Annotated in this window: 21 protein-coding genes and 4 tRNA genes; 20 read left to right on the top strand and 5 right to left on the bottom strand. The window is 63.1% G+C overall.

The window, feature by feature from the left end; translation table 11 throughout:
* On the bottom strand, positions 1-1,152 hold the full coding sequence (menE, locus tag ACHFGA_RS09815) for an o-succinylbenzoate--CoA ligase (RefSeq protein WP_394282201.1): 1,152 nt from the start codon (positions 1,150-1,152) through the stop codon (positions 1-3).
* Positions 1,153-1,177: 25 nt separating this feature from the next.
* Positions 1,178-1,732, bottom strand: a complete 555-nt coding sequence (locus ACHFGA_RS09820; RefSeq protein WP_394282202.1) for a hypothetical protein — start codon at positions 1,730-1,732, stop codon at positions 1,178-1,180.
* Between the two features lie 156 nt (positions 1,733-1,888).
* Here ACHFGA_RS09820 and ACHFGA_RS09825 point away from each other — a divergent pair, with 156 nt between their 5' ends.
* Together ACHFGA_RS09825 and ACHFGA_RS09830 are read left to right on the top strand one after the other, a co-directional pair.
* Positions 1,889-2,143 carry a hypothetical protein gene (locus ACHFGA_RS09825; RefSeq protein WP_394282203.1) on the top strand — a complete coding sequence of 85 codons (255 nt, stop codon included), beginning with the start codon at positions 1,889-1,891 and terminating at the stop codon, positions 2,141-2,143.
* Positions 2,144-2,256: 113 nt separating this feature from the next.
* Entirely contained in the window at positions 2,257-2,541 is a 285-nt protein-coding gene (locus tag ACHFGA_RS09830; protein WP_394282204.1) for a response regulator transcription factor, read from the top strand.
* A 65-nt stretch (positions 2,542-2,606) separates the two neighbouring features.
* On the opposite strand, the gene ACHFGA_RS09835 is transcribed toward ACHFGA_RS09830, so the two are convergent.
* A complete protein-coding gene (locus ACHFGA_RS09835; RefSeq protein ID WP_394282205.1) occupies positions 2,607-3,542 on the bottom strand; it encodes a 1,4-dihydroxy-2-naphthoyl-CoA synthase in 936 nt (311 codons plus the stop codon).
* A gap of 19 nt (positions 3,543-3,561) precedes the next feature.
* On the opposite strand from ACHFGA_RS09835, the gene ACHFGA_RS09840 reads away from it, so the two are divergent.
* Genes ACHFGA_RS09840 through ACHFGA_RS09865 form a run of 6 tightly spaced genes read left to right on the top strand, consistent with a single transcriptional unit; the run spans position 3,562 to position 10,648 of the window.
* Positions 3,562-4,512, top strand: a complete 951-nt coding sequence (locus ACHFGA_RS09840) for an o-succinylbenzoate synthase (protein WP_394282206.1) — start codon at positions 3,562-3,564, stop codon at positions 4,510-4,512.
* A 10-nt stretch (positions 4,513-4,522) separates the two neighbouring features.
* Complete coding sequence (locus ACHFGA_RS09845; RefSeq protein WP_394282207.1) at positions 4,523-5,011, top strand: hypothetical protein; 489 nt, start codon at positions 4,523-4,525, stop codon at positions 5,009-5,011.
* Positions 5,012-5,034: 23 nt separating this feature from the next.
* Entirely contained in the window at positions 5,035-7,356 is a 2,322-nt protein-coding gene (locus ACHFGA_RS09850; RefSeq protein WP_394282208.1) for an ATP-binding cassette domain-containing protein, read from the top strand.
* 5 nt (positions 7,357-7,361) lie between these two features.
* Positions 7,362-8,984 (top strand): 2-succinyl-5-enolpyruvyl-6-hydroxy-3-cyclohexene-1-carboxylic-acid synthase, encoded by a 1,623-nt coding sequence (gene menD, locus ACHFGA_RS09855; RefSeq protein ID WP_394282209.1) that lies wholly within the window; start codon positions 7,362-7,364, stop codon positions 8,982-8,984.
* Positions 8,984-9,421: a DUF3592 domain-containing protein gene (locus ACHFGA_RS09860; RefSeq protein WP_394282210.1), complete on the top strand. Its 438-nt coding sequence runs from the start codon at positions 8,984-8,986 to the stop codon at positions 9,419-9,421. Before menD ends, ACHFGA_RS09860 begins: the two co-directional genes overlap by 1 nt.
* 24 nt (positions 9,422-9,445) lie before the next feature.
* Positions 9,446-10,648 carry a glycosyltransferase family 4 protein gene (locus tag ACHFGA_RS09865; protein ID WP_394282211.1) on the top strand — a complete coding sequence of 401 codons (1,203 nt, stop codon included), beginning with the start codon at positions 9,446-9,448 and terminating at the stop codon, positions 10,646-10,648.
* Positions 10,649-10,650: 2 nt separating this feature from the next.
* On the opposite strand, the gene ACHFGA_RS09870 is transcribed toward ACHFGA_RS09865, so the two are convergent.
* Positions 10,651-11,130 carry a hypothetical protein gene (locus ACHFGA_RS09870; protein WP_394282212.1) on the bottom strand — a complete coding sequence of 160 codons (480 nt, stop codon included), beginning with the start codon at positions 11,128-11,130 and terminating at the stop codon, positions 10,651-10,653.
* Between the two features lie 41 nt (positions 11,131-11,171).
* Here ACHFGA_RS09870 and ACHFGA_RS09875 point away from each other — a divergent pair, with 41 nt between their 5' ends.
* Positions 11,172-11,861 carry a demethylmenaquinone methyltransferase gene (locus tag ACHFGA_RS09875; protein WP_394282213.1) on the top strand — a complete coding sequence of 230 codons (690 nt, stop codon included), beginning with the start codon at positions 11,172-11,174 and terminating at the stop codon, positions 11,859-11,861.
* A gap of 109 nt (positions 11,862-11,970) precedes the next feature.
* Here the strand turns inward: ACHFGA_RS09875 and ACHFGA_RS09880 are convergent, their stop codons facing one another.
* Entirely contained in the window at positions 11,971-13,200 is a 1,230-nt protein-coding gene (locus tag ACHFGA_RS09880; protein WP_394282214.1) for a geranylgeranyl reductase family protein, read from the bottom strand.
* Between the two features lie 116 nt (positions 13,201-13,316).
* Here ACHFGA_RS09880 and ACHFGA_RS09885 point away from each other — a divergent pair, with 116 nt between their 5' ends.
* The 11 genes from ACHFGA_RS09885 to ACHFGA_RS09935 all read left to right on the top strand — a co-directional run.
* Positions 13,317-14,333: a polyprenyl synthetase family protein gene (locus tag ACHFGA_RS09885; RefSeq protein WP_394282215.1), complete on the top strand. Its 1,017-nt coding sequence runs from the start codon at positions 13,317-13,319 to the stop codon at positions 14,331-14,333.
* Positions 14,334-14,410: 77 nt separating this feature from the next.
* Positions 14,411-14,496: transfer RNA gene (locus ACHFGA_RS09890), tRNA-Tyr, on the top strand.
* Between the two features lie 250 nt (positions 14,497-14,746).
* Positions 14,747-14,819, top strand: a tRNA-Thr gene (locus ACHFGA_RS09895).
* A gap of 44 nt (positions 14,820-14,863) precedes the next feature.
* Positions 14,864-14,940, top strand: a tRNA-Met gene (locus tag ACHFGA_RS09900).
* A gap of 66 nt (positions 14,941-15,006) precedes the next feature.
* A tRNA-Trp gene (locus ACHFGA_RS09905) sits at positions 15,007-15,082 on the top strand.
* A 23-nt stretch (positions 15,083-15,105) separates the two neighbouring features.
* Positions 15,106-15,432, top strand: coding sequence for a preprotein translocase subunit SecE (gene secE / locus ACHFGA_RS09910; RefSeq protein WP_394282216.1), 327 nt, complete (start codon positions 15,106-15,108; stop codon positions 15,430-15,432).
* 188 nt (positions 15,433-15,620) lie between these two features.
* Positions 15,621-16,649 carry a transcription termination/antitermination protein NusG gene (nusG, locus tag ACHFGA_RS09915; RefSeq protein ID WP_394282217.1) on the top strand — a complete coding sequence of 343 codons (1,029 nt, stop codon included), beginning with the start codon at positions 15,621-15,623 and terminating at the stop codon, positions 16,647-16,649.
* 173 nt (positions 16,650-16,822) lie between these two features.
* Positions 16,823-17,251 (top strand): 50S ribosomal protein L11, encoded by a 429-nt coding sequence (gene rplK, locus ACHFGA_RS09920; RefSeq protein ID WP_018581593.1) that lies wholly within the window; start codon positions 16,823-16,825, stop codon positions 17,249-17,251.
* Between the two features lie 62 nt (positions 17,252-17,313).
* Positions 17,314-18,030: a 50S ribosomal protein L1 gene (gene rplA / locus ACHFGA_RS09925; RefSeq protein ID WP_394282218.1), complete on the top strand. Its 717-nt coding sequence runs from the start codon at positions 17,314-17,316 to the stop codon at positions 18,028-18,030.
* Between the two features lie 85 nt (positions 18,031-18,115).
* Entirely contained in the window at positions 18,116-18,793 is a 678-nt protein-coding gene (locus ACHFGA_RS09930; protein ID WP_394282219.1) for a hypothetical protein, read from the top strand.
* The coding region (locus ACHFGA_RS09935; RefSeq protein WP_394282220.1) for a permease at positions 18,790-19,533 on the top strand (744 nt) is incomplete at its 3' end. The genes ACHFGA_RS09930 and ACHFGA_RS09935, both read left to right, overlap by 4 nt.

The following is a 19,533-nucleotide window of genomic DNA, read 5'->3' on the forward strand; positions in this document are numbered from 1 at the left end:
TTACATCCTAAACAGGCCCGCAACTTTCCGACGATCCACCTTCCCCGGCCCAATCAGCGGCATCTGATCCACATGCAGAATCTCTTTCGGCACCTGCCACCGCGGCAATTCCTCAAAGGCCTCCAGCAGATCGGTCCGTGAAGCCGATCCCGAATATGCGGTGACGATGCGCTGGCCCAACCGGTCATCCGGCACACCAACCACGCACGCCGCGTCTACACCGTCGAGGGCCAGCATGTGCTTTTCGACGACCTCCGGGTGCAGTTTCAACCCGCCGGAGTCAATGATGGTGTCCAGCCGCCCCGTCACCAACAGTTGATCGTCGATAAGCGAACCGGCGTCGGAGGTGGCAAACCATCCCTCGCGGGCAAAAGCTTCGTGGTCGGGGAGGTTGCGGTAGCCGTGGGCAATCATGGGGCCGCCGAGGTGGATCCGGTTGTTGTCGTCTTCCGCCAGCCTGACCTGCGCGCCAGCGATGGGGTGGCCGTTGTACACGCAGCCGCCGGAGGTTTCGCTGGAACCATACGTGGTGACCACGCGGATGCGCAGGTCTTCGGCCGCGCGCAGCAGCTTCGGGCTGGTGGCGGCGCCGCCGACGAGGATGGCGTCGAAAAGCCGCAGCGCCTCGATGCCTTCGAGGGTGCGCATCGCCTTATCCAGCTGCATGGGCGTGAGCGAGGTGTAGCAGCGGTCGCCGGTTTCGTGGAGTTCGCGTGACAGCCCCGCAAATTCGGTGATGTTGAACCCGCCGGTGAGGTCGCAGGCGGCGGGCTCGACCCCGGCGATGAGGCTGCGGATCAGCACTTGCAGCCCGGCGATGTGGTGGGCGGGCATCGCCAGCAGCCACTGCCCGGGCCCGCCAAGGAACTGGTGCGTGGCGTCAGCGCTGGAGACCAGGTTCGCGGCGGTGAGCTGCGCACCCTTCGGCGTGCCGGTCGACCCGGACGTGGACACCACAAGGGCGATCGCCGCGTCGATATCGTGGCCGGCGCGCTGCGAAGCCTTCAGCACCTGCGTGCGCGCCGGGTCCTCCGCGGGGACGGGCAGCAGGGTGCGTTCCCCGGCGATGGCCTGCTCCAAGTCGGGCAGCACGGCGGTCGGGTCCGCAAGGCTGACGGGCAGGGTTTCCAGAACATGCGACGATCGATTCACACCCGATAACCTTAGCCGGGCTAATTTACTGGCCCAGTTTGTCCACGCTATCGGGCAGCTGCGTGAACGTCGGCACGCTCTCTTGCTCCGCATCCACCGCCACCAGTGTGCGCTGGATCAGCACCGAGGGATCGTCGAAACGCGTACCCGTCCCGTCCAGCTTGTACCAGGTGAACAGGGTGGTGGAGACCATGTCGCGCTCGTCGTCGTTGAAGCGCGTGATCAGGCGCGCCTCGGCATGGGTGTCGCTTACGTGATCGATTGCGCTTAACGACGACACCTGCCCCGCATCCACCGGCACGGGTTCTTTGAGCCCGGTGAAGATCGTTTCGAAAGGCACCCGCCCGTCGAGCACCCATGTATAGGTGGCGACGTTCTGGAAGAAGCCGTGGGTGGGTTCGTCGGCACGCAATAACATCACGCCGGACTGCTCCGGGGGCACGCCCTGGGTGAGTTCGGTGACGTCGCTCCACCCGTCGGGAAGCTCCCAGAACATGTCCGCGCTGCCGAAGCCGTAGGGGGAAATGCCGGTCACGGCGATGCTGTACTTATTCAGCCTGTCGGCTAGGAAATCGGTCATGGGCACCAAGCGTAGCGGGTGGGTGGAGCTGTACGCAGTCAGGTAGCGGGGGTGGCCACCTGGCCACTTTTCACGCTGGGGTCTATCTCTGGCCCGAAGAAGTCTTTAGTCTAAAGGAGGAATCGTGAAAACTGCACGCAAGGTAGGGTTGTTGACATGACTTTCGCGGATTTTAAGACCAAGAACTTAGTTCCGCTGCTCGTTGTGTTGGTTATTGCCTACGTCGCCGGCATCGCGTTCCGGCACGAGTCATTATCCATCGTGGCTTCTATCATGCTGTCAGGATGTTTGGCCATCTTTGGGTCGGTCTATTTGGCGCGAGGGTTTCGCAAAAAGGGGTTTGGCAACGTCAATGTTCTGGTCGTGATTAACTTCGTGTTAACTACGGTTTTGGTGTACTTCCTGCTATGAGTTGTGGCCGACTTAGTGGTTCAAGCGTTGTGAGTTACTTCTTTCGCTTGCGTTCATTGCTCTCTGCTGGGCCATCGGGGATGGTCCTGAAGACAGGGCCGCAGGAGCATATCGTGGCAGCAATAGAGGAAGCGCTTTCGGGCAGAGGGTTCATTTCGCCAGAATTGGCGCCAAGACTGGGAAAATTCCTCATTCCAGCCATTGAGCCACAGCGCCGACGCGTTCTGTCCGAACGAGAACAGGAAATTCTGGGCCTGGTTATTGCTGGCGACTCGAATACACGCATCGCGCGCAAGCTACACATCTCGGTGTCCACCGTGAAGAAACATCTAGTGGAACTATTTCGGGTGTTCGGGGTAGAAAGCAGAGTGCAGTTAGTCGTCGCAGCACTACGTTGATCTCCAACCGGAATCGGTTGGAGGTCAGCGGTTACAGCGAAACGCTCCGATTCTTATGAAGCCGGCTAGTAGTAGAAGGGGAACTCCTCCCAGTTGGGATCGCGCTTTTCCAAAAACGCCTCCTTACCTTCGACGGCTTCGTCGGTCATGTAAGCCAGTCGGGTGGCCTCACCGGCGAAGACTTGCTGGCCCATCAGGCCATCGTCGACAAGGTTGAATGCGAACTTGAGCATGCGCTGCGCGGTGGGGGACTTGCCGTTGATTTCGCGCGCCACCTGGATCGCTTCGGCCTCGAGCTCGCCGTGGTCGGCGACGATATTGACGGCACCCATGCGGTACATATCTTCGGCCGTGTAGGTCCGGCCCAGGAAGAAGATCTCGCGGGCAAACTTCTGGCCGACCATCTTGGCTAGGTAGGCGCTGCCGTAGCCGGCGTCGAAGGAACCCACGTCGGCGTCAGTTTGCTTGAAGCGGGCTTCCTGGCGGGAGGCAATGGTCAGATCGCACACGACGTGCAGGGAGTGTCCGCCGCCGGCCGCCCAGCCGTTGACCACGGCGATGACCACCTTGGGCATCGTGCGGATCAGGCGCTGCACCTCAAGGATGTGCAGGCGGCCGCCCTCGGCTTTGGCGCGGGCTTCGTCCACCGCGGAGTCGTCGTCGGCGGTGGCGTACTGGTAGCCGGAGCGGCCGCGGATGCGCTGGTCGCCGCCGGAGCAGAAACCCCAGCCGCCATCTTTTTCGGAAGGCCCGTTGCCGGTCAGCAGCACCACGCCGACCGTGGGGTCGCGTCGGGCGTGGTCGAGGGCCCGGTACAGTTCGTCGACAGTGTGGGGGCGAAACGCGTTGCGTACTTCGGGACGGTCGAAGGCGATGCGGACGATGCCGTCGGCACGCGAGGAGCCCACATGGCGGTGGTAGGTGATGTCTGTTAGTTCGGCGAAGCCGTCGACCACCTTCCACTGCGAAGGGTCAAAGGGTTGCTCGGTGGAGTAGCTCATAGGGCCTAAGCTTATCTGCATGGTTGACGTTGATGAGATTTTGGAGCGCGCCCACGTTGTGTCACTGCCGATGGCGGTGCGGTTCCGCGGGGTTGATCGTCGTGAAGCACTGCTCATCGACGGCCCCGCCGGCTGGGGCGAATTTTCCCCCTTCCTGGAGTATGGGCCGGCGGAGGCCAGCGCCTGGCTCGCGGCGGGCGTGGAGGCCGCGTTCGAGGGCTTGCCGGAGGCGCGCGGATCGGTGGAGGTCAACGGCACGATCCCTGCGGTCGAGGCCGCGCGCGTCCCCGAGGTCATGGCGCGCTATCCGGGCGTGCGCACGTTCAAGGTGAAGGTGGCGGAGGCCGGGCAGACGCTTAACGACGACATCGCGCGCGTTTCCGCTGTGCGCGAGACCATGCCGGATGCTGTGATCCGGGTGGATGCGAATCGGGGCTGGACCGTCGACCAGGCAGTAGAGGCCGCCGCCGCGTTGGGCGAGCTCGAATATATGGAGCAGCCGTGCGCCACCGTGGAGGAGCTGGCGCGGTTGCGCGGTCTCGTCGATACGCCGATCGCCGCCGACGAGTCAATCCGGAAAGCCGAGGACCCCTACCGCGTCGCCGAATATGAGGCCGCCGACGTGGCCGTGGTGAAGGTTGCGCCACTGGGCGGGGTGCGCCGGTTGGTGGAGATTTCGCGCCGGTTGGACCTGGCGTTGACGGTGGCCAGTGCTTTGGATACGGCGGTGGGGATCCACGCTGGTCTGGTGGCGGCGCAGCTGACGGGCTCGCGGGCGGCGGGCCTGGCGACGCAGCGCCTGTTCGTCGAGGACGTGGTGGAGCCGGGGGAGCTTGTCGACGGGCGCCTGACCATCTCGCCTGTCCAGCCCGATCCGGTGCGGCTGCATGAACTTCGGGCGGCGCCCGATCGGAAGGCTTGGTGGTTCCAGCGGGTGCGCGACTCCCACGCTTGCCTGATTGCGCGGTAAAGTGGCGCCCATGGATGACCAGACACGCCAGTTCGGACGACCTGAGGACGATCGGCCGCACCAGCAATTCCCGCAGCGCTACTCTGAGCCGAGTTACGGGCAGGGCTATGAGCCCTACGACGAGCCCTACCGCCCCGACCAGCGAAGCTATCAGCCGGAGCCGGAAAAGAAGTCCAACACCGGCATGATCGTGCTGGGCATCGTTGCGGCACTCGCGGTGCTGGCGACCCTCGTGTTGTTCTTCATGTGGCGCGGCGCGGCGCAGGAGGCGAACCAGCCGCCCCCACCACCGGTCACCGTCACGCAGACGGAGACCTCCACCACGACGGAGGACGCGCCACTGATCCCGCGCGATATCCTGCCGCGCGATGACCAGGGCAACCCGCAGCTGCCAAGCGAGATCCCCACCACGATCCCGCCTGAAGTGTCCGACGGTGCCCAGGACGCGCAGGAGTGGCTGGATGGTCTGCTCAGCGAATTGGAGGGAGCGCTTCAATAATCCGCGCGCGTACGGTGGGGCGTATGCATGATGCGACGAATGGTTTCATTGAGGTCCGCGACGCCCACCTGCATAACCTGAAGCATGTTGACGTGCGCATTCCCCGTGGGCAGCTGGTGGCTGTCACGGGGATTTCTGGTTCGGGGAAGTCGTCGTTGGCGTTTGGCACGATTCATGGGGAGGCGCAGCGGCGTTATTTTGAGTCGGTGGGGCCTTTCGCCCGCCGCCTGATCGCGGGTGCGACGGATCCCCAGGTGGAGGCGGTGGAGGGGTTGCCGCCGTCGGTGGCGCTGGAGCAGAACAGGGCGCAGCCGAATGCGCGCTCGACGGTGGGGACGGTCTCGTCGATGTCGAATCTGGTGCGTCTGCTCTTTTCCCGCGCCGGCGATTATCCAAAATCCCAGGAACATCTGGACGCGGAGTGTTTCTCCCCGAATACTACGAGTGGCATGTGCCCGACGTGCCAGGGCACGGGGGTGGTGCATGAGCCGACGGAGGCGTCGATGGTGCCGGACCCGAGCAAGTCGATCGACGAAGGCGCGATTGAGGCGTGGCCCGGCGCGTGGGCGGGGAAGAATTTTCACGATATTTTGGCCACGTTGGGCGTCGATATGCACAGCCCGTGGCGGGACCTTCCGCGGGAGACGCGCGAGTGGATTTTGTATACGGAGGAACGGCCGATCGTGACGGTGCATCCGGTGCGTTCCGCGGAGCAGGTGGAGAAGACGTATCAGGGGCAGTGGCGCAGCGTGGCCAGCTATTTGAATCACACGTTGGCGACGACGGAGTCGGATACTTTGCGCGCCCGCACGCTGCGTTTCATGGAGACGCATCGGTGCCCGACGTGCGATGGCCGCCGCCTCAACCAGGCCGCGCTGACGATCACGTTTCGCGGGGTGCCGATCGACGAGTTCAACGCGCTTGAGCTGTCGCGTATCGACGACCTCCTCGGCGAGCCCCGCAGCGAGGCCGAACGTCTACTGATCGGCCAGCTGCGCCCAATTCTTACCTCCGCCGTTGAGCTGGGACTGGGCCACCTGACGCTGGATCGCGCCTCGAGCACCTTATCGGCGGGTGAGCTGCAGCGTTTGCGCCTGGCCAGCCAGCTGCGCACCGGTTTGTTCGGCGTGACGTATGTGTTGGATGAGCCTTCGGCGGGCCTGCACGTGCGTGAGCGCCAGGCGGTGATCGGGATTGTGCGCCGCCTTTTGGAGTCCGGTAATTCGGTGTTGTTGGTGGAGCACGATATGGATTTGGTCCGCCAGTGCGATTGGATCGTCGATGTGGGCCCCGGCGCGGGCGAGGGCGGCGGTGAGATTTTGTATTCGGGCCCGCTGGAGGGGTTTGTCGTCGATACGCCTACCCGGCGCGCGCTGGATGCCACGGTGTCGCTTAACGACGAGGCCCCCGCCCCGGAGCATGTGCTGGAGCTGGAGGGGATCACGGCGCGTACTTTGCGGGGCGTGGATGTGGAGATCCCGCTGGGCCAGTTCACGGCGGTGGCGGGCCTGTCGGGTACGGGGAAGTCCACGCTGGTCAGTGAGGTGTTGCCGGCGTTGCTGGATGAGGAATCTGAGCTGGAGTTCGAGGGCTCGGTGCGCGGTGCGGAGCACGTTGATCGCACCGTGGTGATCACGCAGAAGCCGATTGGCCGCAACGCGCGTTCCACCCTGTCGACGTATACGGGCCTGTTCGATCATGTGCGGAAGCTTTTCGCGTCGACGCCGGAGGCGAAAAAGCGCGGCTGGACGGTGAGCCGTTTTTCCTACAACGTCAAGCAGGGCCAGTGCCCGACGTGCCAGGGCGAGGGCCAGATAGAGGTGGAGCTGATCTTCCTGCCCGGCAGCTACACGCTGTGCCCGGATTGTCACGGGAAGCGCTATAACGAGGAGACGCTGGAGGTCACGTGGAACGGCTACACCATCGCCGATATCTTGCACCTGACCGTCGATGAGGCCCGCGAGGTGTTTGCTGAGGAGCCGAAGATTGATAAGGCGCTGCGCGCGCTCCAAGCGATCGGCCTGGGCTACCTGCGTCTAGGCCAGGGCGCCCCGGAGCTGTCGGGAGGTGAGGCCCAGCGCATCAAGCTGGCCACCGAACTGCAGCGCACTTCCCGCGGCCACACCTTCTATATTCTGGATGAGCCCACGACGGGCCTGCACCCAGCGGATACGGAGAAGTTGATCGCGGAGCTGCGGCGGCTCGTCGAGAAGCGAAACACGGTTGTCGTCGTTGAGCACAACCTGGCGGTGCTCGCCCAGGCCGACCGCCTGATCCAGCTCGGCGAGGAGGTCACGGCGGGGACCCCGGCCGAAAGTGCGGAACTTTTTGCCCCTGTAAACTAAGGCGCATGTCTGAATCGCTCGCACTGGCCACCGCAGTCGTCGGCACGATCGCCGATCATGTCACCGACGTGGTGATCTGCCCCGGATCCCGCAACTCCCCGCTGGTGTACGCGCTGCTAACGCGCCGGGATCTGCGTGTGCACGTGCGTATCGACGAACGTTCCGCCGCCTTTACCGCTCTGGGGATCGCGCGGGTGCAGCGCCGCCATGTTGCCGTGGTGATGACCAGCGGTACCGCCGTGGCCAATTGCTTGCCTGCGGTGGTGGAGGCGCACATGTCGCATACTCCGCTGCTGATCGTGAGCGCGGATCGCCCCGCCCGCCTGCTGGGAACTGGTGCTTCGCAGACGATCTGGCAGGAGGGCATTTTTGGCCGCTACGCCACGACACAGTCCGTTTCTGAGGGCGTGGATGTTGATCGTCTCGATTTTTCCGCCCACCAGATCCACATCAACATCGCCCTAGACACCCCGCTGGTTCCCGAACAACTTCCGCAGCCAACAGGCACGGCGGGGCGCTTGGTGGGGCCGGGCAGATTGTCGTCGATAAGCGAACGCGTCGACCACGGCGAAGTCGAGCTTGACCTGGATAAAGATACCCTGGTCATCGCCGGTGATGAGGCGTGGGAAGTGCCGGGCTTGGAGCACGTGCCGACGATCGCCGAGCCAACCGCGCCCACGCCGTTTCATCAGGTGCACCCGCTGGCCGCGCCTTTCTTTGCGCAGAGTGCGGTGGAAATCAGCCACGACGGCGGCGATTTTGCGGCGCGCACGAAGCCGGAGCAGGTGGTCGTCGTGGGGCATCCGACGCTGCATCGCGACGTGATGGCGCTGCTGGCCGACCCCGAGATCGACGTGATTGGGCTGTCGCGCACCGAGACCTTCACCGGCCAGCCGGATCGCCGCGGCACGCGTGTGAAAACCACTGGTCAGCCGAGCGATACCTGGCTGAAGGTGTGCGAAGCCGCCGGGGATGTGGGCGCGCAGACCGTGCGCGATGCGCTTGCCGACGAGGCCTACGGCTTTACCGGCCTGCACGTGGCCGCCGCCGTCGCCGACACCCTAGGCGTGGGCGATTCGCTGGTTCTGGGCAGCTCGAACCCGGTGCGCGACGCCAGCTTCGTCGGTCTGCCCTTCGACGGTGTTTCCACGTACTCCGCGCGCGGGGCCGCCGGCATCGACGGCACCATCTCCCAGACCGTCGGTGTTGCCCTGGCGACTCAGGCGCTGCACCCCGATGAGATCCGCGCCCCGCGCACCGTGGCCCTGATGGGGGACCTGACTTTCCTGCACGACATCAACGGGCTGCTCATCGGCCCCGACGAACCGCGCCCCGGCAACCTCACAATCGTCGTTGCTAACGACGATGGCGGCGGCATCTTCGAAACCCTCGAAGTCGGAGCAGACCCGGTCCGTGACGCCTTCGAGCGCGGCTTCGGTACCCCGCACGAGGCCGATATAGAGGCGCTCGCCGCGGGTTATAACGTGGACTACCTGCGCGCCGACAGCCTGCGCGAACTGCTCGAACACCTGATGGCCGTCGACGAGGCCCCCGCCCCGATCACCGTGATCGAAGCCCGCACCCAGCGCGATACCCGCCGCAGCCTGGCCGAAAGGCTGAATAAGTAATGGTGCGCCGCCGCCTCCACCAGCTGATCCTCCTGCTCTACGCGGCAGCGATGATCGGCGCCGCAGCCATGGTGGTGGGCCCGGCGATCAACGACGCCATCATCATGAGCGACCCGGGCCGCGGCATGGCCACCGTCACCGGTGTCAGCCCGATCCGCACTGCCGTCGACTACCAGGATGAGAACGGCCGCTACCACTCGCCGCCGACCGGCCTGCTCTACCCGTCCGGGCTGGGGGAGGGCCAGCAGGTCTGGGTCACTTATGCGAAGAGCGACCCAGACTTGGTCAAAGTGGAGGGCCGCATGTGGACCCTTTCGCTCATCCCGGCGTTCAGCGTGGCGGTGGTCTCCACTCTTATCGCTGTGCTGGCCTGGGTTGGCGTCGATAAGCTGGGGAAGAGTTCACCTAGAGTTACCCGCAGGTCAAGAAAACGTTAGTGTGCCTAGGAGATGATGGCCGTTATGCGAGTAGGAATCGTTGCCGAATCTTTCCTCCCAAACATCAACGGGGTGACCAACTCCGTCCTGCGAGTCCTGGAACACCTCAAAGCGCACGGCCATGAGGCCATGGTCGTCGCGCCGGGCGCCCGCGATTTTGAGGAAGAGGTTCCCGATTACCTCGGCTTTCCCATCGTGCGCGTGCCGACGGTCCGCCTTCCGCTTGTCGACTCCCTCCCGATCGGCGTGCCCACCCTCGCCGTCAACGAATCCTTAGCTGCGTTCAAACCGGATGTCGTCCACTTGGCCAGCCCCTTCGTCTTGGGCGGCGCAGGGGCGGTCGCGGCACGCCAGCTCCGCCTGCCCGCCGTTGCGCTCTACCAGACCGACGTTGCAGGCTTTGCGACGAAGTACCACTTCACAGCGCTCTCCAACGCGGCGTGGGAATGGACCCGCACACTACACAACATGACAGAACTGACCCTGGCGCCCTCGTCGATGGCCATCCAGGAACTGGAAAGCCACGGCATCAACAGCATCCACCACTGGGGCCGCGGGGTAGACACGGAGCTTTTCCAACCGCAGAAGCGTTCGTCGGTACTGCGCCGCCAATGGGACCGCACCGGCCGCAAGCACATCGTCGGATTCGTGGGACGGCTGGCCGCGGAGAAGTCCGTTTCTCGGCTGCGGCCGCTGGTGGGTCGTCGTGACGTGCAACTGGTCATCGTCGGCGACGGACCCGAGCGCGAGAACTTGGAGCGCGAACTGCCCGGCGCCGTGTTCACCGGCGCGCTGACCGGCGAGGACCTGGCGCGCGCCTACGCCAGCCTGGACCTCTTCGTGCACACCGGCGAATTTGAGACTTTCTGTCAGGCGATCCAGGAGGCGCAGGCATCGGGCGTGCCGACGATCGGGCCGCGTGCCGGCGGGCCTGTGGATCTGATCCAGGAACGCTACAACGGGCTACTTCTCGACGTGGGCACCTTCGAACGCGAACTGCCCACCGCTGCCGGGTGGCTCTTGGACGCCAGCCGCCACGATCACCTGCGCCGCAACGCGCGAGCCTCCGTGGAAGATAAGACGTGGTCGGCGCTGGGCGATCAGCTGCTGGGCTACTACGAGGACGCGATCGAATCCTTTGAGACGCGTAGTCCGCAGCCGTTCATCGGGCTGCCGGAACTGCCCGCCTGGGCCGCCCGCGCGCTGGGCTCCCGCGACGTCGCGTAGCGCTAGGGGTTGATGAGCAGGCGCGACTGCCTCCACAGGTACACCACGAGTGCTACCACGATGAGGAAATCCACCACGATATACACCGAATGCATGTAGCCAAACGGGGCTGCTTCGCCTGCAATGACGGCTTCGGTGCGAATGTTGAGCATCGGGCGTACGACGGCCACCTTTAGCGCGAGTAGCCCGATGAGCGCCCACACCCAGCCCAGGTCCGGGCGGACAAACTTCGTGCGTAGCGCGCTGCCTAACAGCCAGACGGCGATGATGATTTCGGCTGCGTTCATGGCGGTAAACACCAGCTTGCCGATGCCCAACCCCAAAGGAATCGTAATCCCCGGCGCCTGAAATTTTAAGGGTGCTTCGAAGCCATCGATGGCGATAATGATGCCCAGCCACACCGCCGGCAGAATCAGGCGCATCGCCAGGCTAAAGCGGCGCGGAGTCTCCTTAGTTCGGGAACGTGTTTCGGAGGTAGACATAACCCGCATCATACTTTGGGTGTCGATTACACTGGCTACCTATGGCCAAGGCGAATCTGGATAAGCAACCCTTCGACGTCGCGGGAATGTTCGACGATGTGGGCAAAAACTATGACATCACGAACACGATCCTGTCGTTTGGGCAGGACCGCTACTGGCGTAAGCGCACCCGCGAACGCCTCAACCTGAAGCCCGGCCAGAAGGTACTAGACCTGGCCGCGGGCACGGCAGTGAGCACGGTGGAGCTGGCGAAGTCCGGCGCATGGTGCGTGGCCTGCGACTTTTCCCAGGGCATGCTGGAGGCTGGCCGAGACCGCGATGTTCCGAAGGTCGTCGGCGATGCGATGCATTTGCCTTTCGACGATGAATCCTTCGACGCCGTGACCATTTCCTATGGGCTGCGCAATATCCACGATTTCCGGGCGGGGCTACGCGAGATGGCGCGTGTGACCAAACCCGGCGGCACCCTGGTGGTTAATGAGTTTTCCACTCCGGTGGTGCCGGTGTTTTCCACCGTGTACAAGGAGTATTTGATGCGGGCGCTGCCGGCGATCGCCAAGGTGGTGTCTTCCAATGGGGAGGCCTACAAATACCTGGCCGAATCGATCCGCGCGTGGCCTGACCAGGAGGGCCTTGCCGCAGAGATCAACGCGAACGGCTGGGAGGACTGCGGCTGGCAAAATCTGACCTTCGGCATCGTGGCCATGCACGCCGCCACTAAACCGATATAGTCCTCGGCCCATACTGCGCGGTGCCACTAGGTTTTCAATAACCTATCCGCACTATGTAGCGAGGACTATATCGGTTTGCGAAAAAGGGGGCAGGCGGGCAGCCGCACCCCTAGGCGGCGTCCCACAAGGGGGTGCCCCGGCGCACCCGCGAGACAACGGAGCCGGCACCGCGCCAGGCACGCGCGAGGATGTCGCGGTCTTCGTCGGTAATGAGGTTGCCCATCAAGCGCGCCGCCGCCGGCATGAGGGTGGCGCCCACAGGGCCGCGCAGCGCGATCGGGCCGACGGCCGGCAGGAACTGCGGGTAGGTCAACAAGCGCGCAGCCGTGCGCGCCAGCAGAAACGCCTCACCATAAGCCTCGCGCAGCCGATCCGGCCACGTCAGCGTGAAATCGGCAAAGGCTTCCAACATTTCCACTGCCATCACGGCAGATTCCAGACCGTAATCAATACCTTCGCCATTAAGCGGATTCACCAGCGCGGCTGCATCGCCGATCAGCATCCAGTTGCCGCCCGCCACGTTGGAAACAGCCCCGCCCATTGGCAACAGTGCGGAAGTGATGGAGTGTTCGTCGTCAAGCGACCATTCTTCGCGGACGAGCGCGGCATAATCGGCAAGGAGCTTCTTGGTGTTCAGCTTGGCCGGGCGCGCCGATGTGCTGAGCGCGCCGCAGCCGAGGTTGACGGTGCCGTCGCCGAGCGGGAAAATCCAGCCATAACCGGGTTGGATGGCGCCGTCGGCGTCGCGCAGTTCGACGTGGGAGTGCATCCACGGTTCGTCGGAGTAGGGGGTGGCGCAGTAGGAGCGGGCGGCGATGCCGTAGACCTCGTCGCGGTGCCACTGCCGTCCCAGCAGTTTGCCGAAGGGGGAGCGCACGCCGTCGGCCACGATGACCCAGCGCGGTGTGACTGGTCCACGCGGGGTGTCGATCGTCGTGATACGGCCGCCGGAGACTTCGACCCCGTTGGCGGGGCAGCCTTCCCAAACTTCGGCGCCAGCGGAGCGGGCTTCGTCGACAAGCGCTGCGTCAAAACCGACGCGCGGCCGGGCTGATCCGACCTTGCCGAACTCGCCGTCGGGCCATGGTGCGGTGACTGCGCCGCCGTATCCGACCAGTTTGAGCCCCTTGTTGCGGTATTCGGGCAGGACATGCTCCACGCCGAGGGCCCGCAAGGTGTGGACTGCGCGCGGCGTCAGGCCGTCGCCGCAGGTTTTGTCGCGGGGGAAGGTTTGGGCGTCGAGAAGCAGCGTTTCGTAGCCGGCGCGGGCGGCGGCGAGTGCTGCGGCGGCTCCTGCGGGCCCGGCTCCGACGACGACACATTCTTTAGTTACAGTCACTCGTCCCATTGTGCCAGACGCATTTTTGCCCACCCTAGGGTGTATCCGGTGGGTGTATTGGACTACGGTTGAGGGGCAAGAATCACGATCGTTTCCAGTTTGCGAGGTCCGTACTGATGACACAGGGCACCAATGCCTCACCCCGCCATGCCTCCAGCGTGGACTTGGGTGATGAGGCCCTCAGCGCACGTATCGACGAAGGGATGCGCGCGGTGGAGGAGTTGCTTGTCGACGAACTCTCTACCGGAGCGGACTTTGTCAATGAGAAGGTGCTGCACCTCGCGCAGGCTGGCGGGAAGCGGTTCCGCCCGCTGATGGCGTTGCTGGCCAGTGAATATGGTCCTGAGACTGGCTCGCCGAACGTGGTGAAGGCTGCGACGATCGTCGAGATGGTGCACTTGGCCACCTTGTATCACGATGATGTGATGGATGAGGCGGAGATGCGCCGCGGCGTGGAGTCGGCGAACTCGCGCTGGGATAATTCGGTGGCGATTTTGGCCGGCGATATTCTGTTGGCGCATACCTCGCGGCTGATGAGCCAGCTGGATACCGATACGGTGCATCACTTTTCTGAGACCTTCGGCAAGCTTGTCACGGGTCAGATGCGGGAGACAATCGGCGCGGAAGGCAGCGATCCGATTGAGCACTACCTGAAAGTTATCGAGGAGAAGACGGGCGTCCTGATCGCCTCTGCGGGCTACTTAGGCGCGCGCCATTCCGGTGCCTCCGAAGAGATCGTGGACGCAATGTACAAGCTGGGTTCCGCGATCGGCATGGTGTTCCAGATCGTCGACGACATGATCGACATTTTCTCCGCGACCGACCAGTCCGGGAAGACCCCCGGCACAGACCTGCGCGAGGGCGTGTTCACCCTGCCGGTGTTGTACGCGCTGGAGGAGAACACCGAGGTGGGCGAGCAGCTGCGTGGCATGCTCACCGGCCCGCTCACCGAGGATGCCGACGTCGAGCGCGCCCTCGAGCTGCTTGGCCAGTCCACGGGGCGCGAGCGTTCCCTGGAGGCCGTCAGGCACTACTTGGCGCTTGCCGACGAACAAATCCAGCGACTGCCTGATATTCCCGCGACCGGTGCACTGCGCATGCTGGCTCGCTATACCGTCGATCGCGTCGGCTAGAAGGGCCTTCTACCTGCCGATTTGCCAATGTGTAGTGCCGGTGTTGTAAGGTAGTTCACGCACCTGAAAAAGCGCTTGCCAGGTTGTCCGAGCGGCCAAAGGAAGCGGACTGTAAATCCGCCGGCTCACGCCTTCAGAAGTTCGAATCTTCTACCTGGCACCACAGAATAAAAACGAACACCCATTGCGAAGATCATTCGCAGTGGGTGTTTTTCGTCGTCAAGCCTCTTCGGCTCAGTAAGGTGACAGTAGCGCCATATCGGTACCATATCGCGTTTCGTGGGGTCGTCGGAAAGGCGCGGTATGCTGGCGATTTGTGTTCTATGTGATGATCGGGTTAATCTTTCAAAGGCTTCAACAGAGCGGACAACGCAACGCGAAAGCAAAAGCGTAGTCCACAACTAAGAGGCTGTGCCCCCTTAGCTCAGTCGGTAGAGCGTTTCCATGGTAAGGAAAAGGTCAGCAGTTCGATTCTGCTAGGGGGCTCTGTTGCTTGTATACGTACCTTCGGGTGCAGAAGCAGGCGGCATGGCGGTGTAGCTCAGCTGGTGAGAGCGCGCGACTCATAATCGCGAGGTCGAGAGTTCGAGTCTCTCCACCGCTACCACCCAAAGAATCGGTTCGCTGGCGAACCGTGGTAGGGTAAGCGTACTGTCTTAAGTGATAGTCACCAAGGGGCGTAGTTCAATTGGTAGAGCAACGGTCTCCAAAACCGTAAGTTGCAGGTTCGAGTCCTGTCGCCCCTGCCAAAGTTTTTGACTAGAGGAGTGCTGTGAGCGAAGACCAGCCAAAGCGCGACGGCCAGGCAACGCCAACCGGTAAGCGTCAGCTGAGCGGTGCCAGCACTACTTCTTCTACGTCCTATGAGGCGAAGAAGGTTGCGCGCCAAACTCCTGAGAGCGACGACAAGCCAGGCGGCGGCGCGGCCGCTTTCCCTGGCGAGGTTGTTCAGGAGATCCGCAAGGTCGTGTGGCCAACCGGTCGCCAGATGCTGAACTACACGCTGATCGTGTTCGCGTTCCTCATCATCATGACCGCACTGGTGTGGGGTGTGGATACGCTGACAACTATGGGCGTAGAAGCCATCCTGGTTCCTTAAGTCACCAAGTGTTTTTACCCGCTGACCCTGTCTAGGGCAGCGGGTTTTGTTATCAGAGTTGAAAAGGGCCAGTTTTCTCAGTTATAGTGGCCCCATTGAATCATTGACTTGATCCCGTCACCCCGTCGCCATAAAAGATGCAGGGGTAGGCGGGATAATTTATTGGTAAAACCAGTCTGGAGAACACCATGAGCGACAACACAGAAGACACGGGCCTGACCCAAGAAGAAATCGACGTTATCGAAGAAAAGGAAATGATCGACGAGGGTGCACCCGTCAGCCCAGCCACCGAGCCGGTCGCCGAAACCGCAGAGCGCATGGAAGCCGCTCACGAACGCGCTGAGGAAGCCGAAGGGGACGCGGGTGAGACGGGCGTCGACGAGCCAACCTTCCCAGTGGACGATTCGATCGTCGAGGCGCACGAGCGCGCCGTTGAGCAGACCCAGGAGGAGCTGGAGGCAGACGAGGGGCCTCAGGACGAAGCTTCCGACGAGGCCGCTGAGCAGACCCCCGAGGAGGCCGCAGCGGAAGCGCTCGGCGACACTGAGGCTGTCGACGAGGAGGCGGAAAAGCGGAGGCGTCTGCGCGAGTTCACCCGCGAGCTGAAGAAGCTGCCGGGCCAGTGGTACATCATCCAGTCCTACTCGGGCTATGAGAACAAGGTGAAGACCAACCTAGATATGCGCGCCCAGACCTTGGAGGTGGAGGACTCGATCTATGACGTCGTGGTTCCCATCGAGCAAGCCGTCGAGCTAAAGGACGGCAAGCGCAAGCTGGTCAAGCGCAAGCTCCTGCCGGGCTATGTGCTGGTACGCATGGACATGAACGATGCGGCGTGGTCTGTGGTGCGTGAGACCCCAGGCGTGACCTCCTTCGTCGGCAACGAGGGCAACGCCACCCCGGTCAAGCACCGCGACGTCGCGAAGTTCCTCATGCCGAAGGAAGCTCCAGTCGATGGGGAAGAGGCCGCAGCGAAGTCGGTCACGAACAGCGAAGGCGAGACCGTCGTCGCTACGCCTAACGACGAAGCCAAGAAGATCGCGCATGACTTCGAGGTCGGCGAGGCCGTCACCATCCTGTCGGGCGCGCTGGCGTCCGTGTCGGCGACGATCAACGCGATCGACGAGGAAACCGGCAAGATCCAGGCCCTGGTGTCCATCTTCGGCCGCGAAACCCCCGTGGAACTCACCGCGGATCAGGTGGAGCGCATCAACTAAGCGCGTTTTGCTTTCCGACGAAGCACCTGCGTAAACTTGTCTGCCGTGTGACTTTCGGGGCACGCGGCACTTAATCATCTCCCCGGTGGCTGGCTTGTAATGGCTGGCATCCGGCAGGGTGGCTGTTATTCATCGTGGCATTCACCCCTGAAACATGGAATTGAGGTAATTCGATGGCTAAGAAGAAGGTAACGGGTCTGATCAAGCTTCAGATCGAAGCAGGCCAGGCTAACCCGGCTCCTCCAGTCGGTCCTGCACTGGGTGCTCACGGCGTGAACATCATGGAGTTCTGCAAGGCGTACAACGCTGCAACGGAGTCCATGCGTGGCGACGTCGTCCCGGTCGAGATCACCGTCTACGAAGACCGCTCCTTCGACTTCATCCTGAAGTCTCCACCAGCTGCGAAGCTGCTTCTGAAGGCTGCTGGCCTGAAGAAGGGCTCCGGCGTCCCACACACCGACAAGGTCGGTTCTGTGACCTGGGATCAGTGCAAGGAGATCGCAGAGAAGAAGAAGAATGACCTGAACGCTCGTGACATCGAGGCTGGCGCAGCGATTATCGCTGGTACCGCTCGCTCCATGGGCATCACCGTCAACAAGTAAACATTCACGTGGGAGGGCCTGCCTGGCCCGAACCACACTCCTACATCACGTAAGGATCAAACATGGCAAAGAAGAAGTCCCGCCGTTACGAAGAGGCTGCCAAGCTCGTCGACCGCACCAAGGAATACCACCCACTGGATGCTGTTGCACTGGCGAAGGAGACCTCCTCCAAGAACTACGATGCATCCATCGACGTCGCTATGCGCCTGTCCGTGGACCCACGCAAGGCTGACCAGCTGGTGCGCGGCACCGTCAACTTGCCAAACGGCACCGGTAAGACCGTTCGCGTTGCTGTTTTCGCTGAGGGCGAGAACGCAACCAAGGCGCAGGAAGCTGGCGCTGACATCGTCGGTACCGATGAGCTGATCGAGCAGATCAACGCCGGCACCATCGATTTCGACGTGGCAATCGCTACCCCTGATCAGATGGCGAAGGTTGGCCGCGTGGCCCGCGTCCTGGGCCCTCGTGGTCTGATGCCGAACCCGAAGACCGGCACCGTCACCCCTGACGTTGCAAAGGCAATCGAGGACGTCAAGGGCGGCAAGATCTCCTTCCGCGTTGACAAGGCATCGAACCTGCAGGCAATGATCGGCAAGGCATCCTTCACCCCTGAGCAGCTGGCTGAGAACTACGGCGCGCTTCTCGACGAGGTCCTTCGCCTGAAGCCATCCTCGGCAAAGGGCGTGTACCTGAAGAAGATCGTCGTCTCCGCAACCACCGGCCCTGGCGTCCCAGTGGACACCAGCGTGCAGAAGAACTACACGGAGAAGCAGGCTTAAGCTTCCTGTGATCTTGCTCCCCGCTAGTTGAGCTGAGAAATCAGTGTCCAACTAGTGGGGATTTTTCTGTGCATAATGAGATGCGATGGACAAGCAGCAGACAACTCAAGATGAGCCCGAGGACGGCGGCGCCTGGGGCGGATTCATTGCAGCAGGCACAGGGCTAGTGTTGGCCACCCTCTCTTTGACTGGCACTGCCACGGACTATGTGCGCCCGGTCTTTGTGCCGCTGATCATGCTGGCCGGGGTGGGGCTGCTCGTGTTCGGCGTGTGGACGATGGGCGTGTCCACCACCTCGGGCAAACCCCGCGCGAGCGCGTGGGCGGTGGTGGCGGTTGCGGTGCTCGCGGTCGTGGCGGCGCCGGGGCCCCTGGGGAGTTATTTCGTCGATTCGGGCCGGACCGCCACGGTGCAGGCCGCATCAGCACCCACCGAACGCCCAGAAGGGGAGACCCGCCTGGACACCCTTGCCGCAGCCTATGATGCCGGACTAGCAGACGGCGCACGCGTGACCATGGAAGGTTTCGCCGGCAGCGGCCAGGAGGGCACACTCAGCCAGGGCCGATGGTTCCTCGCCCGCTACAAAATCACGTGCTGCGTTGCCGATGCCACCGGCGTCCGCATCGCGTTGCTCGGCGCCACACCCGATCAGGGTCAGTGGTACCGCGCCACCGGCCAGGTCACCACGGATGACTACGGGGAGATGGCCCTGGAGGTTTCAGAGCTCACGCTTATCGACGAGCCCGAGGTGCCTTACCTATGACAGGACCACATCGATCGTCGTTAAGCACTCCTGTCTTAAGCCCCGTGCTGCTGATTCTGTTGCTGGTGGTGGTGCTGGCCGTCGACGCTTTCGGTCCACCGCTTGTTCCTCAGGGCGCTTTCCAGGCGTGGGTGTCGCTGCTTGTGGGGGTGACCGTGCAGGCGTTGCCGTTTCTTGTTCTAGGGGTGGCGCTGTCGGCGGGCCTAACTGTCTTTGTTCCTGAGGCGGCGTTGCTGCGCTACCTTCCTCGTCGGAAAGCGGTGGCGGTGCCGGTGGTCGCGGTGTCGGGGATGGCGCTGCCTGCGTGCGAATGCGCGTCGGTGCCCGTGGCAAATTCGCTGCTGCGCAAGGGGCTGCCGCCGGCGGCAGCCCTGGCATTCATGCTAGCCAGCCCGGCGATTAACCCTGTGGTGCTGGTGTCTACCGCCGTCGCTTTCACGGGCCAGCCAGCCATGGTGTGGGCCCGGTTTATCTCAAGCCTGGCGGTGGCGTGCCTGGTCGGCTGGCTGTGGCGGGGGAGCCTGCGGGCATCGCGCAGTGGCGATCACGACCATGCGCACCACGGCGCGGGCGCATCACGTGCCGACGCTTTCCGCGCTGCCGTGATCCATGACTTCCTGAACTCTGCGGGCTTTCTTGCGATTGGCGCTGCGATCGCGGTCACGCTCAAGGTCTTTATCCCGCCGGCGGCGCTACAGGTTTTGGCGGATAACTGGTGGATGGCCATCCTGGTCATGGCT

The sequence above is a fragment of the Corynebacterium sp. genome, assembly GCF_043426755.1.
Classification (GTDB): Bacteria; Actinomycetota; Actinomycetes; order Mycobacteriales; family Mycobacteriaceae; genus Corynebacterium.